Origin of the sequence: Micromonospora sp. D93, assembly GCF_018070365.1 — a bacterium.
Taxonomy (GTDB): domain Bacteria; phylum Actinomycetota; class Actinomycetes; order Mycobacteriales; family Micromonosporaceae; genus Micromonospora; species Micromonospora ureilytica.
The window spans coordinates 248,020-261,763 of the sequence record NZ_JAGPXW010000002.1 but is presented as its reverse complement, the minus strand read 5'-3'; the positions used below and the strand labels follow the sequence as shown (position 1 = coordinate 261,763).

General features: G+C 70.7%; 13 protein-coding genes. 6 read left to right on the top strand and 7 right to left on the bottom strand.

Translation table 11 applies throughout. The features are described from left to right. Positions 1–82 precede the first annotated feature (82 nt). Both KBX71_RS03345 and KBX71_RS03340 read left to right on the top strand, forming a co-directional pair. Complete coding sequence (locus KBX71_RS03345) at positions 83–1,273, top strand: MFS transporter (protein ID WP_210816461.1); 1,191 nt, start codon at positions 83–85, stop codon at positions 1,271–1,273. A 64-nt stretch (positions 1,274–1,337) separates the two neighbouring features. Further along, the gene (locus KBX71_RS03340; protein ID WP_210816460.1) at positions 1,338–1,967 is read left to right on the top strand and encodes a VOC family protein; all 630 of its coding nucleotides are present in this window, start codon (positions 1,338–1,340) and stop codon (positions 1,965–1,967) included. 124 nt (positions 1,968–2,091) lie between these two features. On the opposite strand, the gene KBX71_RS03335 is transcribed toward KBX71_RS03340, so the two are convergent. Then, positions 2,092–3,024: an SMP-30/gluconolactonase/LRE family protein gene (locus KBX71_RS03335; protein WP_210816459.1), complete on the bottom strand. Its 933-nt coding sequence runs from the start codon at positions 3,022–3,024 to the stop codon at positions 2,092–2,094. Positions 3,025–3,124: 100 nt separating this feature from the next. Here KBX71_RS03335 and KBX71_RS03330 point away from each other — a divergent pair, with 100 nt between their 5' ends. Together KBX71_RS03330 and KBX71_RS03325 are read left to right on the top strand one after the other, a co-directional pair. Beyond that, entirely contained in the window at positions 3,125–3,598 is a 474-nt protein-coding gene (locus tag KBX71_RS03330; protein ID WP_210816458.1) for an Lrp/AsnC family transcriptional regulator, read from the top strand. 233 nt (positions 3,599–3,831) lie between these two features. Then, positions 3,832–4,086 (top strand): hypothetical protein, encoded by a 255-nt coding sequence (locus tag KBX71_RS03325; RefSeq protein WP_210816457.1) that lies wholly within the window; start codon positions 3,832–3,834, stop codon positions 4,084–4,086. A gap of 3 nt (positions 4,087–4,089) precedes the next feature. On the opposite strand, the gene KBX71_RS03320 is transcribed toward KBX71_RS03325, so the two are convergent. Together KBX71_RS03320 and KBX71_RS03315 are read right to left on the bottom strand one after the other, a co-directional pair. Continuing rightward, entirely contained in the window at positions 4,090–4,917 is an 828-nt protein-coding gene (locus KBX71_RS03320) for a GNAT family N-acetyltransferase (RefSeq protein ID WP_210816456.1), read from the bottom strand. A 7-nt stretch (positions 4,918–4,924) separates the two neighbouring features. Next, on the bottom strand, positions 4,925–6,505 hold the full coding sequence (locus KBX71_RS03315) for a helix-turn-helix transcriptional regulator (RefSeq protein WP_210816455.1): 1,581 nt from the start codon (positions 6,503–6,505) through the stop codon (positions 4,925–4,927). 198 nt (positions 6,506–6,703) lie between these two features. On the opposite strand from KBX71_RS03315, the gene KBX71_RS03310 reads away from it, so the two are divergent. Together KBX71_RS03310 and KBX71_RS03305 are read left to right on the top strand one after the other, a co-directional pair. Next, positions 6,704–6,964 carry a hypothetical protein gene (locus KBX71_RS03310; protein WP_210816454.1) on the top strand — a complete coding sequence of 87 codons (261 nt, stop codon included), beginning with the start codon at positions 6,704–6,706 and terminating at the stop codon, positions 6,962–6,964. A 13-nt stretch (positions 6,965–6,977) separates the two neighbouring features. Then, entirely contained in the window at positions 6,978–8,111 is a 1,134-nt protein-coding gene (locus KBX71_RS03305) for a cupin domain-containing protein (protein WP_210816453.1), read from the top strand. Positions 8,112–8,159: 48 nt separating this feature from the next. Here the strand turns inward: KBX71_RS03305 and KBX71_RS03300 are convergent, their stop codons facing one another. The 4 genes from KBX71_RS03300 to KBX71_RS03285 form a co-directional block, all read right to left on the bottom strand. Further along, the gene (locus tag KBX71_RS03300; RefSeq protein WP_210816452.1) at positions 8,160–9,635 is read right to left on the bottom strand and encodes a PepSY domain-containing protein; all 1,476 of its coding nucleotides are present in this window, start codon (positions 9,633–9,635) and stop codon (positions 8,160–8,162) included. 124 nt (positions 9,636–9,759) lie between these two features. Further along, a complete protein-coding gene (locus KBX71_RS03295) occupies positions 9,760–11,865 on the bottom strand; it encodes a cytochrome c oxidase assembly protein (protein ID WP_307846943.1) in 2,106 nt (701 codons plus the stop codon). A 57-nt stretch (positions 11,866–11,922) separates the two neighbouring features. Then, complete coding sequence (locus KBX71_RS03290) at positions 11,923–12,489, bottom strand: copper resistance CopC family protein (RefSeq protein WP_210816451.1); 567 nt, start codon at positions 12,487–12,489, stop codon at positions 11,923–11,925. A gap of 22 nt (positions 12,490–12,511) precedes the next feature. Beyond that, positions 12,512–13,726, bottom strand: coding sequence for a Dyp-type peroxidase (locus tag KBX71_RS03285; RefSeq protein WP_374102578.1), 1,215 nt, complete (start codon positions 13,724–13,726; stop codon positions 12,512–12,514). Between the last annotated feature and the right edge of the window lie 18 nt (positions 13,727–13,744).

Genomic DNA, 13,744 nt, shown 5'->3' with positions numbered 1-13,744 from the left:
CCAACCGGGTACGCCGCCGTGGCCCCGGGGGCCGGCGGAACGCCCAGGCTGACCGCTTTTCACGCAGCCGAGGAGCACCGACATGCCTATCGTGGGGCGGGGCCGACTCTCACCGACGGTCTCCCTGGTGCTGCTGGCGTCGATCCTGGTGTCGTTCCTGGCCGCGTCGGCGGCCCCGACCCCGCTCTACGGCGTTTACCAGGAGCGCTGGCACTTCTCGCCGGTCACGACCACCGTGGTGTTCGCCGTCTACGCGCTCGCGGTGCTGGCGTCGCTGCTCATCTTCGGCAAGCTGTCCGACCACGTCGGCCGGCGGCCGGTGCTGGCCGTCGCGATCGCGGTGCAGATGCTCGCGCTGGTGGTCTTCATCTTCGCCAACGGCGTTGCGGCCCTGCTGGTCGCCCGCCTCGTGCAGGGGCTGGCCGCCGGCGCCGCCACCGGCGCCGTGGGTGCCGCCATGCTCGACATCGACCGTGCCCGGGGCACGCTCGCGAACTCGATCGCCCCCGGTATCGGCACCGGAAGCGGCGCCCTGCTCTCGGCGCTGCTCATCCAGTTCCTGCCCGCGCCGACCCGACTGGTGTACGTGGTGCTGCTCGTGATTCTGCTGATCCAGGCCGTCGGGGTCGCGCTGATGCCGGAGACTGTCACGCCGATGGCGGGGGCCCGCCGCAGCCTGCGGCCGGACATCACGCTGCCCCGCTCGGTACGTCAACCGGTCCTGGTCGTCGTCCCGGTGCTGTTCGCGGTCTGGGCGTTGGCCGGCTTCTTCGGCGCGCTCGGCCCGGCGCTTGTCCGCAGTCTCATGAACACCTCGATCGTGGTCGGCGGTCTGGTCCTCTTCGTCTTCGCCGTCTTCGGATCGATCGCCGTCCTGGTGCAGCGCAACACCGCCGCGCGGACCGTGATCCTGACCGGGATCGTCGCGCTCATCCTCGGCATGATCGTCACGTTGGTGGCGGTCATGGCGCAGTCCATCCCGGGCTTCTTCGTCGGCCTCGCGCTCGGGGGCGTCGGCTTCGGCAGCGGCTTCCAGGGCAGCCTCAAGACGGTCATGCCGCTGGTCGAGGCGCACCAACGCGCCAGCGTGCTGTCCGTGCTCTACGTCGTCTGCTACGTCGGCTTCGGTCTCCCCACGGTGATCGCCGGCTTCCTCGTGGTCTACGCCGGCGGCCTGCCGCGGACCGCCGACGAGTACTCCGTCGCCGTCATCCTCCTCGCCCTGGTCGCCCTTCTGGGAGTGCGCAGGGCCACCAGGATGGCGGCGGGTTGATGCCGGGAAGCCCGCGCCGAGCACTGACGCAAGCAGTAGCGTGATGATCAGGAAGGGGGCGGCGATGAGCCCGAAGGTTGCCCAGGGCGACGCGAGTGCGGCGTCGCGCATCGAGAGCCTCGACGTCAAGCTTGAGGTGATCGTCATCCCGGTCTCGGATGTCGACCGGTCGAAGACGTTCTACCAACGGCTGGGATGGCGGCTCGACCAGACCCCGCCCGGCATCGTCCAGTTGACGCCGCACGGCTCCGCGTGCTCCGTACAGTTCGGCCCCGGGCTCACGCCGGCGGCACCCGGCTCGGCCATGGCGTACCTGATCGTGTCCGACATCGAGACGGCCCGGGACACCCTTGTCGCCGCCGGTGTCGAGGTCGGCGACGTCTTCCATGTCAGCCCGGACGGCCCGGTCGACGGGCCGGACCCGGAGCGGCGCAGCTACGTCTCGCGCGCCACGCTGCGCGACCCGGACGGCAACACCTGGCTGATGCAGGAGATCACCGACAGGCTTCCCGGGCGCATCGAGGGTGGCCTGACGTCGTTCGGCTCCGTGAGCGACCTGGCGAGCGCGCTGCGGCGCGCGGCCGACGCGCACGGTGAGCACGAGAAACGTACGGGGGAGCATGACGACAACTGGCCCGACTGGTACGCGGCGTACATGGTCAGCGAGCAGTCGGGGGCGAAGCTGCCCGAGTGAGCCCCGCCGACGGGGTCAGACCCTTACCGATCGGCGTGCTGCCGGTGAGTCATCGTGGTGACTCGCTGTACCTGCAGTTTCCGGGCGAGATGGTGCCGGGTCCGCCCGGCGGTCGCGATGTCGTTCATGACCGCTCGATTCCGGACGCCTGGGGGTAGCAGGCGCCGTTGACAGTGACCCGCAGCATGTACACGCTGGTCCCGGCGGTGATGAAGAGACAGTTGCGCTTCGGGCCCCCGAAGGTGAGGTTGGCGACCGATTCGGGCAACAGGAGCTTGCCGATGAGGGTGCCGTCCGTGTCGAAACAGTGCACGCCGTCCCAGGCGGCGGCCCAGACCCGGCCAGCCTCATCCAACCGGACGCCGTCGAAACGTCCGTTGTCGCATTCGGCGAAGATCTTTCCGCCTGTCAGGGCGCCCCCGGCGGCGACGTCGAAGACGCGGATGTGGCTGGGTTCCTGCCGAGTGTCCGCAATGTACAGCTGCTGCTCGTCTTGGGAGAAGGCTAGGCCGTTGGGGCGGCAGAAGTCGTCGGCGACCACCCGTAGGTCACCGGTGGCTGGGTCGAGACGGAAGACGTAGCAGGCGCCACCGAACTCGCTGTCGGCCTTGTTGCCCTCGTAGTCGCTGGAGATCCCGTAGCTCGGGTCGGTGAACCAGATCGTGCCGTCGGCGCGCACGACCACATCATTTGGGCTGTTGAACCGCTTGCCCTGGTACCGCTCGGCCAGCACAGTGACGGCACCGTCGTGTTCGGTGCGGGTGACGCGCCGATTGCCCTGCTCGCAGGTGACGAGCCGGCCCTGCCGGTCGATGGTGTTGCCGTTGGCGTAACCGGAGGAGTGGCGGAAGATACCGACGGCGCCGGTGGTCTCGTCCCAGCGCAGAAGCCGGTCGTTGGGGATGTCGCTCCACACCAGGTAGCGCCCGGCCGGGTAGTAGGCCGGGCCTTCGGTCTTGCGTGAGCCGGTGTGTAGGCGTTCGAGGACGAAGTCGCCGTTGATGCACTGGAAGCGTTCGTCGAGCACCTGGAACTGGGCGGGGATGGTCTCAGCCATCGCGGGCTCCTTATCGTGATCTGATCACCATTCGTCAAGATGCTAACATCCCCGAATCTGATATGGTCAACAGCAGCTTTTCCAAATCCACGTTCTGAAGATGGGGGCTGCGGTGGACGAAATAGACCTGGCGCTGCTGGCGGCGTTGCAGGCCGACGCCACGCAGGCGTATGCGGATCTCGGCAAGAGGGTGGGGTTGTCGGCGGGGTCTGCCCACGAGCGAGTGCGCAAGCTGCGCGAACGGGGGGTCATCCGGCGTACCACCATCGACGTCGACCCAGCCGCCGTCGCTTGCGGTGTGCTCGCATTCGTCATGCTGCAGGCCAATGCGTGGATGGGCAATCCGCCGACCCGCGACGCGCTCGCGGCTATCCCCGAGATCCAGGAGGCCCACATCATCGCCGGGTCGGCGTCGCTCCTGGTGAAGGTCCGCACCTCGACCCCCGAGCAGCTACAGGCTGTGCTGCGGCAAGCCTTCGACATCGACGGCGTCACCGGTACCGAGACCATCGTCGTGCTAGAGACCTTCTTCGAACGGCCACTGAAGGTTACCGATCCGGACTTGGCCGGGTAGACCAACGGCACTACTCCGCCGCGCGGACATCGATCCGCCTGGTGTTCGCAATATGGCTGGACAAACATTCTTCGGCCTGCTCGAAATGCGCGCTGGGCTATCGCGCGCACCGATCGGTCACCGCAGGCAAGCGCGACGGAGACTGGTACGCCGATACCCGTCCGGGAATTACCGCCGACACGTCCCGGCGTACCAACCCGGTGCGTCCACCATGGATACTCCTGACATCGGCCGTGGCGCTTCTCGGGGTAACCGCCGCTATCGGCGCGTGGCGCTATCGTTATCTGCCCCCGACGGCGCAGGGCGAACAGATCGTGCCGTTGGTCGGGGCGCGGCGGCGGGACCGGCTGACCGAGTCGCTGGCCGCTGTCGACCTGGTGCTCGACCAGGACGCGCTGGACGAGATCGAGCGCGCCGTGCCGGCCGGTGCCGCCTCCGGCCAGCGGTACGCGACCGCGTCGATGGCGCTGCTCGACAGCGAGAAGTGACCCTCAGGCAGTTGCCCGCCAGACCCAGTTGCGGCGTTCGTAAAGCGGCACCAGCCCGGCACGGCGCATGTTGTTCAGCGACGGGTTCTGCTGACCGGGCGCCGGCTTGCCGGTCTCGGCGAACAGCCACCGGCATCCCGCCTCGGCGGCGGCTCGGGCGCGGGCGGCGATCAGCGCCGACTGCGCCCCGAGGCCGCGGTGAGCGGCGGCCGTGGCGGCGGCGTTGAGCGAGGCGGTCTCGCCGTGCAGGAACAGGTTGCCGCCCGCCACCAGCTCGCCGTCGTTCCAGGCCGCGTACGGTCGCCACGCCGGCTGGCCGACCGTCGCGGCCAGCATCTCGGTGAGCCCACCGCTCGGCATGCCGAACCCGGCGAGCAGCACGTCGGCCCAGCGCCGCGCCTCGTCGGCCGGCACCGGGCCGACGCGCAGGCGGGTCTGCGCCGCGGCGACGTCGCCGGGGCGGGCGGCGAGCTTGACCCAGGTGCTCCCCGGCTCGAGGCCACGTGCGGCGGCGACCTCGTCGAAGCCCGCGGGCAGCACCGACGGAACGAGCTGGATGACGGCCTGGTCGACGCCCTGCTCCCGGTAGAAGTCGAGGACGCGATCCAGGGTCTGCACCGTGAACGGCTCGGCGGTGCCGAAGCCGAGGGCCTTGCTCCAGTACCCGCCGGAGGGATCGTTGCGCATGGCGAGGACGACACCGCCGCCGATGCGGGTGGTCGCGATCCCGAGATCGGTGTACGTGGGCCCGGGCGCCTGCGACTCGTAGGAGTGCATGAACTCGCACTCCACGGCTTCGGCGAGCGGGGTCAAATCGGCTGGCGCGGTCATCGGCTGATTATCGTCTGGTCCGTTCCCAGGCCCGCGCCAACTGCATCCGGTTGTTGATGCCCAGCTTGTGATATATGGAGCGGAGTTGGGTGTCCACGGTGTGGAAGGAGACGAAGAGGCTCCTGGCAGCCTCCTTCTTCGTGGCGCCGGCGGCGAGCATCTCGGCCACCCGCTCCTCGGCGGGGGTGAGCGCGCCGATGCCCCCGCCTGGCGGCCCGTCGATCGACTGCCGGTGGCGCGGGGTGGCGGATAGGTCGGCGCAGCGCCGGTCGGCAGTCGCCTGGTCGCCCGGGGCGCCGATTCGCGCGTAGAGGGCAGCCGCCTCGTACGCGGCATCGCGCGCCTCCCCGGATCGCAGCCGAGGGCTGTTGGCGAGATCGAGCAACGCGTCGGCCAGCGCCGGCCGAGCGGCGGTGGTGCGCAGCCTGTCGACCGCCGACCGGAGCGCGTCCGGGTCGCCGTCACGCAACCCCCGGCTCTGGTCCGCCAGCGCGTGCCACAGCGGCACCGGCGTACGCGTGGACACCAGCTCGACCAGTTCGGTGACCCGGCGGGCGGCCAGGGTGTCGCCAGTGGCCACCGCCGCGCGTACCAGTCGGGGGCCGACGTGCGGCACCGGCAGGAGCGGCCGGACCGACCGGTGCAGGTCGGCGACGATCCTGGTGAGGAGGCCAGCGGGCGCACTGAGGGCGGGGTCACGGACCGCCACGCAAAACGCGAGGCTCCACATCGTCCGGTCGGGCCATCGTTCCTCGGCGAGGCAGGTGCGGAGGATGGCGCGTGCGTCGTCGTGTTCGCCACGGCGGTAGCGGACCTCGCCGATCACCGCGACCAACAGGGCACGCACCCCGCTACTGAGGTCCGCCGAGCCGGAACTGAGCGCCGTGACGGCCAGTGCGGCCGCCTCGGGCAGCTCTCCCACGGCCACCATGCGCAGGCAGTTCAGCGCGGTCAGCCCGGTGCTCGAAACATCGGCCTCGCCGGGCGCCCGGCGGGTGGCGGTCCGCGCGTCCTGATGCCGGCCCAGGCCGAGCTGCACGAGGACCCGTTCGGCCCGGATGGACGATGCGTCGGCTCGTGCCGCCCAGGAGTCCGGATCCAGGGCCGCCAGCACGGCCTGGGCGCCCGGCAGATCGCCGTACGCGAGCGAGCGGGCGGCCCGACCGAGGGCGAGGTGGCGAGCGGACGACTGGTCACCCGACGCGGCGTGCGCGGTGCCCGCCTCGCGGAGCAGGGCATCGGTGTCCGGATGTCCCGTGCGGGCCGCGACCGTGGCGACCAGGGCGAGCACTGTGCTGCGGCTGCGGGCGTCCAGTCGAAGGTTCAGCGCCTCCCGGAGACCGGCGAGAGCGATGGTCGGCTGCTCCAGTGCCACGGTCTGCGCCAGGCGGCCGAGCAGGTGAGCGCGGTGGCGCTCGCCGCTGCGACTCGTCGCGATCTCCGCCGCCAGTACATGCAGCGCCTCCATCCCGCGCCCGGCGAGCCGGAGCTGATCCGCAGTGGCGAACAGCCGGTGCCGTCGTTGCTCGGCGTCGGCGGAGATGTCGTCGGCCGGAATCGTTCCGGCGGTGAAGGGTGATTCGGACAATGGCGTTCTCCCCGGTTGTTACCAGGCGCGTCGACATGCCGTCCTACGACCGAGCCTAGCCACGGTGGTAGGTGCCGGCGACCAGATCGACGAACCGGCGCGATTGCGCCGAATGGCCGTCGCCGTCCGGAATTTGACGTGTGGTAATGGCGCGATCACGTGATGCGACGGTCGGTGTTCGGCACCGATCATCGAACCATGGCCCAGCTCACCGAACTTCCCGGCCTGCATCGGCTGCGGGTCGTACTGCTGATGTTCGTCCTCTATGCCGGCACCGGGGCGGGTGGTCACGCTCCGGCGTGGACCCGCCTGGTGCTGATGGCGACCGCGGCGGTGATCCCGGTCGCGATCGCGGTCCAGTACGGCTGGCCCGGAGTGCGTGCCCTGCTGGGGACCTCGTCCCGGCTACGGCTGCGGGGCGGAGCCGTTGCCGCGTCCCGTCCGATCCAACCCGATTGAGGAGACAGCGATCATGGCGAACAGCGATCCCGAGCCGCGACGCGGCGACCAGGGCGCCGCGCCCTTCGCGGGCCGTGACGTCGAGCTTGAGCGGCAGAACCCGGACCTCCTGGTGCCGCCGACGACCGACAGCCGCCTGGTGCCCAACCTCAAGTTCTCGTTCTCGCAGGCGCACACCCGGGTGGAGAAGGGCGGCTGGACCCGGGAGGTCACCAACCGCGACCTCCCGATCGCCAGTCAGTTGTCCGGCGTCCAGTTCGGTCTCGAGCCGGGCGCGTACCGGGAGATCCACTGGCACCAGCAGTCGGAGTGGGCGTACATGCTCAGCGGCAGTTGCCGGATCAGCGCCGTCGACCACGAGGGACGCAACTTCATCGAGGACGTGAAGGCAGGCGACCTGTGGTTCTTTCCGCAGGGTGTGCCGCACAACATCCAGGCGTTGGAGAACGGCGCGCAGTTCCTGCTGGTCTTCGACGACGGCGCGTTCTCGGAGAACAACACGTTCCTGCTCAGCGACTTCTTCGCGCACACGCCCCGGCACGTCCTGGCCAAGAACTTCGGCTGGACGCTGGACCAGATGGAGAACCTGCCGGAGCGGGAGAAGTACATCTTCCAGGGCGACGTCCCACCGCCCCTGCAACAGGACCGGGTGGTCAGTCCGACCGGTGACATCCCCCGAAGCTTCAAGCACCGGATGCTCGCGCAGACCCCGCAGCGCTTCCGGGGCGGAACGGTCCGGATCACCGACTCGACCAACTTCGCCGCCTCCGTGACCACTGCCGCGGCCCTGGTCGAGGTCGAGCCGGGAGGGATGCGCGAGTTGCACTGGCACCCCACCACCGACGAGTGGCAGTACTACATCTCCGGCACCGGGCGGATGGGCGTCTTCGCGTCGCAGGCCGCCGCCCGGACGTTCGACTTCCAGGCCGGTGACGTGGGCTACGTGCCCTTCGCGTACGGCCACTACATCGAGAACACCGGCGACGAGCCGCTGGTGTTCCTGGAGATGTTCCGCCATCCCCGGTTCGAGGACATCTCGGTGATGCAGTGGATGGCCAACACGCCCCACGAGATCATCGCCGACACGATCAACGTGCAGAGGTCGATCGTCGACAACCTGCCGAACACCAAACAGGTAGTGATCTGAGGCAGGCGTCCGGCCGTCCGTCGTGGAACGGACGGCCGGACCTGTGGATCAGCTCCCGGCGGGTGCCGGGGAGGTGGGAGCGGCGGCAGGTCGTCGGCGTCGAGACACCGCCCCCACCACGACGTCGATGACGAGGAAGGCGAGCACTGTGAGCCCGAAGAGGGGCAGCGCCCAGCCGATCGCCACGGTCACCGGTACGCCGATCAGCAGCGCCCAGAGCGGCAGGCCGCGTACGCCGCCGCGGGCCGGCGGGGTCCCGGCGAGGGCGCGGCGGTCGACGCGGGTGGGTCGGCGCTGCCACCACATCCGGTAGCCCCAGAAGATGACGCAGAGCAGCCCGAGGGCGAGCGCGGCGAGCAGGATCTGGTTGACCAGGCCGAAGAGGATCCCCATGTGGGCCTGGATGCCGAGGCCGCTCAGTTGCGCCAGCAGCGGCCAGTCGGCGAAGTCGCTGCGGGCGGTGACAGTGTTGGAGGACGGGTCGACGGCGATGCGGTCCTTGGCGACCGGCCAGGTGTTGTCGACCTGCGTGACGGTCCAGGCGGAGCCGGGCTCCGGCGCGGGAGTGATCTCGACCGGACCGGCGAGGCCCGCGTCGCGAGCGACCGCCAGGACCCGATCGAAGGCCGCCGACTCGACGACCCCGCCCGCCCCGGCGGCGCCGTGCTCGTGGCCCCCACCGGTCTCGGCAGGGGCGGTGGGGCCGACGGTGAGGCTGGTGGAGATCTCCGGAGTGCGGGCGCTGAGCGCGTCGAGGCCGGCGGCGAAGTTCGCACCGGCATAGCGGGACCAGGTCAATCCGGTGACCGAGAGGAACAGGAGCCCGATGGTGAGCCAGATGCCTGTGGTGGCGTGCCACCCTCGGGTACGGCGGACACCCTTACCGGTGGACAGGTCCGGCACCAGCAGATGCCGGGCGGCGGCTCGGGCGGCGCCGCGCCGACGCCACCAGAGGATGACCCCGCCGAGCGCCATCACCCACAGCCAGCTCGCGGCCAGCTCGGAGTAGTTCTCGCCCACCGGGCCCAGGTGCAGGTGGCGGTGCAGGTCGTCCAACCAGGTGGTGGCCGGCGTGGACCCGAACCAGGTGGTGAGCTGCCCCTGCGACTCGGCGGTGTACGGGTTGATGTAGACGGTGTGCTGGTTCTCGCCGAGCTCGGGAAGGGAGAAGACCACCTTTGTGGTCCGGTCGCCGTCGCCGGGTTGCACTGTGGTGATGCTGCCGTCCGGGTGCGCGTTACGCGCGGCCCCGATCTGCTCGGCCACCGGGAGTTGACGGTCACCCACCTGGGCGACGGTCAACTGGTCTCCGTAGAGGATCGTGTCGAGCTGCGGGGTGGTGGTGAAGGCCAGGCCGGTCAGTGCGGCGACCACCAGGAACGGGGCGACGAGGATGCCGGCGTAGAAATGCAGCCGCAGCAGCAGCGCACCGAACGCTGACGTGCGCCGGGCCGGCCGGGCCGGTTTCTCGGCGGTCGTGGAAGGTTCCGGCGTCGGCGTGCCGGACAACTCGGTAAGAGACATGGTGATCCGATCGGAAGAGTCGGGAAGCACCCGAAGGCGTTTCCCGTACTGGTCTGGTCGCCCGGTTACGTGCCGCGTCGGCTCTGACTGATAGTCGGGGGAGAGACGCCCGTGGTTCCCGAAGTCAGGGCTGGTCCGGCCGGACCGTGCGGCGCGGATCGCCGTCGGTCCGTGCGGCCGCGGCGAGGAAGGCGTTGTAGCGGCCCAGGTCGTCCTCCGCGCCGGTGGCGTCGGCGCGGTCGGCGGCCCGGTCGAGGCGGCCCTGTTCGCGCATGTCGGCGCGGATCCACTGGCGAATCAGGACGATCATGACGACGACGGCGGGGATCTCTCCGAACGCCCAGGCGATGCCGGCGCCGAGCTTCTGATCGGTCAGCAGCGACGAGGCCCAGGTGGGGTGGACGGCGATGTACCAGTCGGGGGCGATGACGGTGGTCGTCTGCATGAGGACCAGGCCGAAGAAGCCGTGCGCCATCATCGACGCCAGGTGGATGATCACCAGCAGGGGATGGGGGAGTCGCCGGCGGCCGGGGTCGACGCCGATGAGCACCCAGAACAGCAGATAGCCCGCGACCACGAAGTGGGTGAGCATCGCGAGGTGACCGAGGTGCGAGCGCATCAGCACGCCGAGCAGATTGCTGAAGTACAGGCCGAACAGGCTGGCGGTGTAGATGCCCAGCGCGACGAGCGGGTGCGTGAGCACCCTGGTGGCGCGGCTGTGCACCGCGATCAGCAGCCACTCCCGGGCGCCGCGTACCCGGGGGTCGGATGGTCGACGCAGGGCGCGTAGGGCGAGGGTGACGGGTGCGCCGCCGACCAGCAGGATGGGCACCAGCATCGACAGCACCATGTGCTGGGCCATGTGCGCGCTGAACAGCACGTACGCGTAGCGGGCGACGCCGAGGTTGGTGGTCGCGGCGAGCAGAAGCAGCCCGCCCACCCAGCTCGCTGTCCGGGCGAGCGGCCAGCGGTGCCCGCCGGCGTGCATCCGTCGCACGCCGGTCAGGTAGCCGCCGATCCCGACAGCGCAGAGGGTCAGGAAGAACATGTCCGGCAGCGGCTGCCCGAGGAGGTTCCCCGCGTTGGGTGCGGTGGGCATCGGGAAGCCGAGCAGTTCGGTGATCGGGTCGGCGTCGACGCCGTCGTCGGGAATGGGGGTGGGGCTGCGCGAGAGCGCCACCGCCAACCCCACAGTGGCCGCGAAGACGACCAGTTCACCGGCGGCCAGTCGGCCGAACGCCCACCGCCTTCCGGCGCGCAACGCCGGCAGGGTCCGGGTGCGGTGTGCCGCGCCGAGCACGCCGAGGATCAGCAGGGCGGCGAGCTTGCCGAGGACCAACCAGCCGTAGCGGGACTGCCAGAGCTGGTCGAGAGCACCGAGGCGGACGGCGGCGTTGGCCAGCCCGCTGACCGCCACCGCGACGAAGCAGCCCAGCGCGAGGCGACTGTACCGAGCAGCGGCGTCGGGCAGCAGCCGACTGCGCCGTACCACCAGCAGGGCGACGAGGGCACCGACCCACACCGCCGCGGCGAGGATGTGCAGGGCCAGGCTGGTGACGGCGATCTGGTGGTTACCGGCACCTGCGGAGTGCCCGGTGAAGGCCGGAGGCAGCACCGCCACCAGGGCCAGGACCGCGACGGTCGCGGCGAGCCCACGGGACACACCGAATCGGGCCAGCAGTGCCACGGCCAGGGCCAGTCCGGCCTGCAGCGTGAGCGACTGACCCTGCGAGATGGTGGTGGCGAAACTGAGGACCGTCGCGGGTTCGAGCGTCTCCAGCGGTTGGCCGAGCAGGTCCGAAACCGTCAACACCATCAGCGCCAGTGCCGTGACTGCCCACGCCAGCGCCGTGAGGCTCGCCCGCCGCAGGAGCAGGTAGCCGTGCGGTGAGACGCTGCGTCCATCACCGGGCAGCAGGAAGGCGGCGGTCACCAGCATGCCGACGGTGACGGTGGCGAGACCGTCGGACAGCAGCCGGAACACGGGTAGTGCCCAGGCCGTGCTCGGCCCCGCGTCGGGGAGGCCCGGGATTGCGGCCGTGAGCGCACCCCCGACCCGGAGGCCGAGCACCAACAGGGTGATCCCCGCCGCGACGGCGGCGACCGTGACCACCCAGCCGGATCCGCCAGGCCCCTTCGGTCGGACGGCGGACGGGGCTGGGCCGGTCAGGGCTGGATCGGTCGGGGTTTCCGAGGGGGTGGCGAGCTGCAGTGGTTCTGTGTCGGACACGTGTTGACCTTGACTGGTGAGGTGGTGGTGCGACCCGACCGCACGGGACGGGTCGGATCAGCGCCGCGCCGCCCGCCGCCACAGGACCCCGGCCGTGGCCAGGACGAGGAGGGCCAGCGCGGCACCCGCGACGAGTACGCCGGCGTTCGGGCCCCCGTCGGGCTCCACTGCGGCGGCGGCGGACGGGGCGGACGCTGACGCGCTGACGTTGGCGACCGGCGCGGCGCTGGACGTGGGATCGGCCACCGTGAACGGGTACGACCCCTGAACCGGGTGACCGTCGGCGGAGACGACCCGGTAGGCGACCGTGTATGTCCCGTTGGGCAGTGTGTCGGTCACCTGGACCGTGCTCTTCGCTCCGGTGACCACCGGTTCGCCGGTGGGCAGCTTCCGCTTGGCGGCGTCGCTGAGCACGATCGTGGTGAACGTCGGGTCGAGCCGCTGCATGAATTCGAGCGTGACCTCGGTCGGTGCGCTCGGCACTGTCGCGTCCCGAGCGGGCGTGGCCGTCTTGAGCGAGTTGTGCGCCCAGGCCGGGCTGGCCGGGATGAGCACCGCCACGAGGATGGCGAGCGCCGCCGCGCCGAGCCGGACGGCGGTGGGGCGGGACGGCGGTACGGTCATGACGAAACTCCGGTTGGTGTGGTCATCCGAGCACCTGCTCGCCGACCCATCCTCCCGGTTGGCAACCGGGCGGGATGGCGAAGACAGCGGATCCGATCGGGGTGGTCCATTCGTTGAGCAGGTCCCGGTCGGCCAGCCGGCGTTGGATGGGCAGGTACTGCCGGGCGATGTCGGCCTGGTACGACGTGAAGATCAGACCGCTGTCGGCGTGACCCTCGGCCGTCGGCACACCGTCGTAGTTGTAGGGCCGGCGCAGGATCTTCAACCGGTCGTCGGTGACGTGGGCGCGGGTCATGTGCGAGAAGTCGGGGATGACGGTGAGGCCGTCCGGGCCGGTGGCGGCGAAGTCGGGTTCGTCGTGTTCGGCGCTGCCGGTGAGCGGGGCGCCCGTGTCGAGGCGTCGGCCGACGGCGAGTTCGCGGTCGGTTCGGCCGAGCAGGTCCCAGGTTTCCATGTTCATGCTGATCCGCCGGAGTACCACTGTGGTGCTGTCACGCAGCCACTCCGGGCCGTCCGGGACCCAGAGGGCGGTGTCCATGGGCGTGCCCGGTCGGGGGTTGGCGGTGCCGTCGAGCTGACCGAACAGGTTGCGTTGGGTGTGGCCGCCCGGTTCGACGCCGGGGCTGCGCCGGAAGCCCTGCTGGACCCACCGCACGGTGGCGAACGGTCGGCTGTCCTTGACCAGGACTCGTTGGGCGTGGGCGACGGTGATCGCGTCGTCCGCGCAGATCTGGAGCAGCAGGTCACCGCCGGACCAGGCCGGCTGGAGCCGGTCGATGCGGAACGCGGGTAGATCGGTGACCGATGCCGGCCGGCGGTCGTCGACGCCGGCGGCCCGGTACAGGCCGGGCCCGAAGCCGAAGGTGACTGTCAACCGTGCCGGCAGCAGCCCGAGTTCGGCCTCGGTGTCGGCCAGAGCGGGTCGACCCTGGGTGAGCCGGGAGGCGTCGTCGGTGAGCAACCGCAACATCCGACCCAGCGCGGCCCGGTCGGTGCCGGCCCGCAGGGTGAGCGCCACGAACGACGCGTGCGCCTGCGGTTCGGTGGCCACCCCGGCCTGCCGGGCGCCGTGGAACGGCTCGACCAGGCCGCCGACCCTCGCCACCGGCGTCACGTCGGTGCCGACCGCGGCGGGTCGCCCGGACCCGTCGGCACGCGTCGTGGCGATCGCGGCACCGCCGGCCACGGCACCGCCGACGGCGAGAGCCCCGCCGGTGAGCAGACCGCGCCTGCTCACCGGCCGGGCAGTTGGCGT

Coding starts and splice junctions, on each gene's coding strand:
- KBX71_RS03345 (WP_210816461.1), top strand. CDS start 83: ATGCCTATCGTGGGGCGGGGCCGACTCTCACCGACGGTCTCCCTGGTG.
- KBX71_RS03340 (WP_210816460.1), top strand. CDS start 1,338: ATGAGCCCGAAGGTTGCCCAGGGCGACGCGAGTGCGGCGTCGCGCATC.
- KBX71_RS03335 (WP_210816459.1), bottom strand. CDS start 3,024: ATGGCTGAGACCATCCCCGCCCAGTTCCAGGTGCTCGACGAACGCTTC.
- KBX71_RS03330 (WP_210816458.1), top strand. CDS start 3,125: ATGGGGGCTGCGGTGGACGAAATAGACCTGGCGCTGCTGGCGGCGTTG.
- KBX71_RS03320 (WP_210816456.1), bottom strand. CDS start 4,917: ATGACCGCGCCAGCCGATTTGACCCCGCTCGCCGAAGCCGTGGAGTGC.
- KBX71_RS03310 (WP_210816454.1), top strand. CDS start 6,704: ATGGCCCAGCTCACCGAACTTCCCGGCCTGCATCGGCTGCGGGTCGTA.
- KBX71_RS03305 (WP_210816453.1), top strand. CDS start 6,978: ATGGCGAACAGCGATCCCGAGCCGCGACGCGGCGACCAGGGCGCCGCG.
- KBX71_RS03300 (WP_210816452.1), bottom strand. CDS start 9,635: ATGTCTCTTACCGAGTTGTCCGGCACGCCGACGCCGGAACCTTCCACG.
- KBX71_RS03290 (WP_210816451.1), bottom strand. CDS start 12,489: ATGACCGTACCGCCGTCCCGCCCCACCGCCGTCCGGCTCGGCGCGGCG.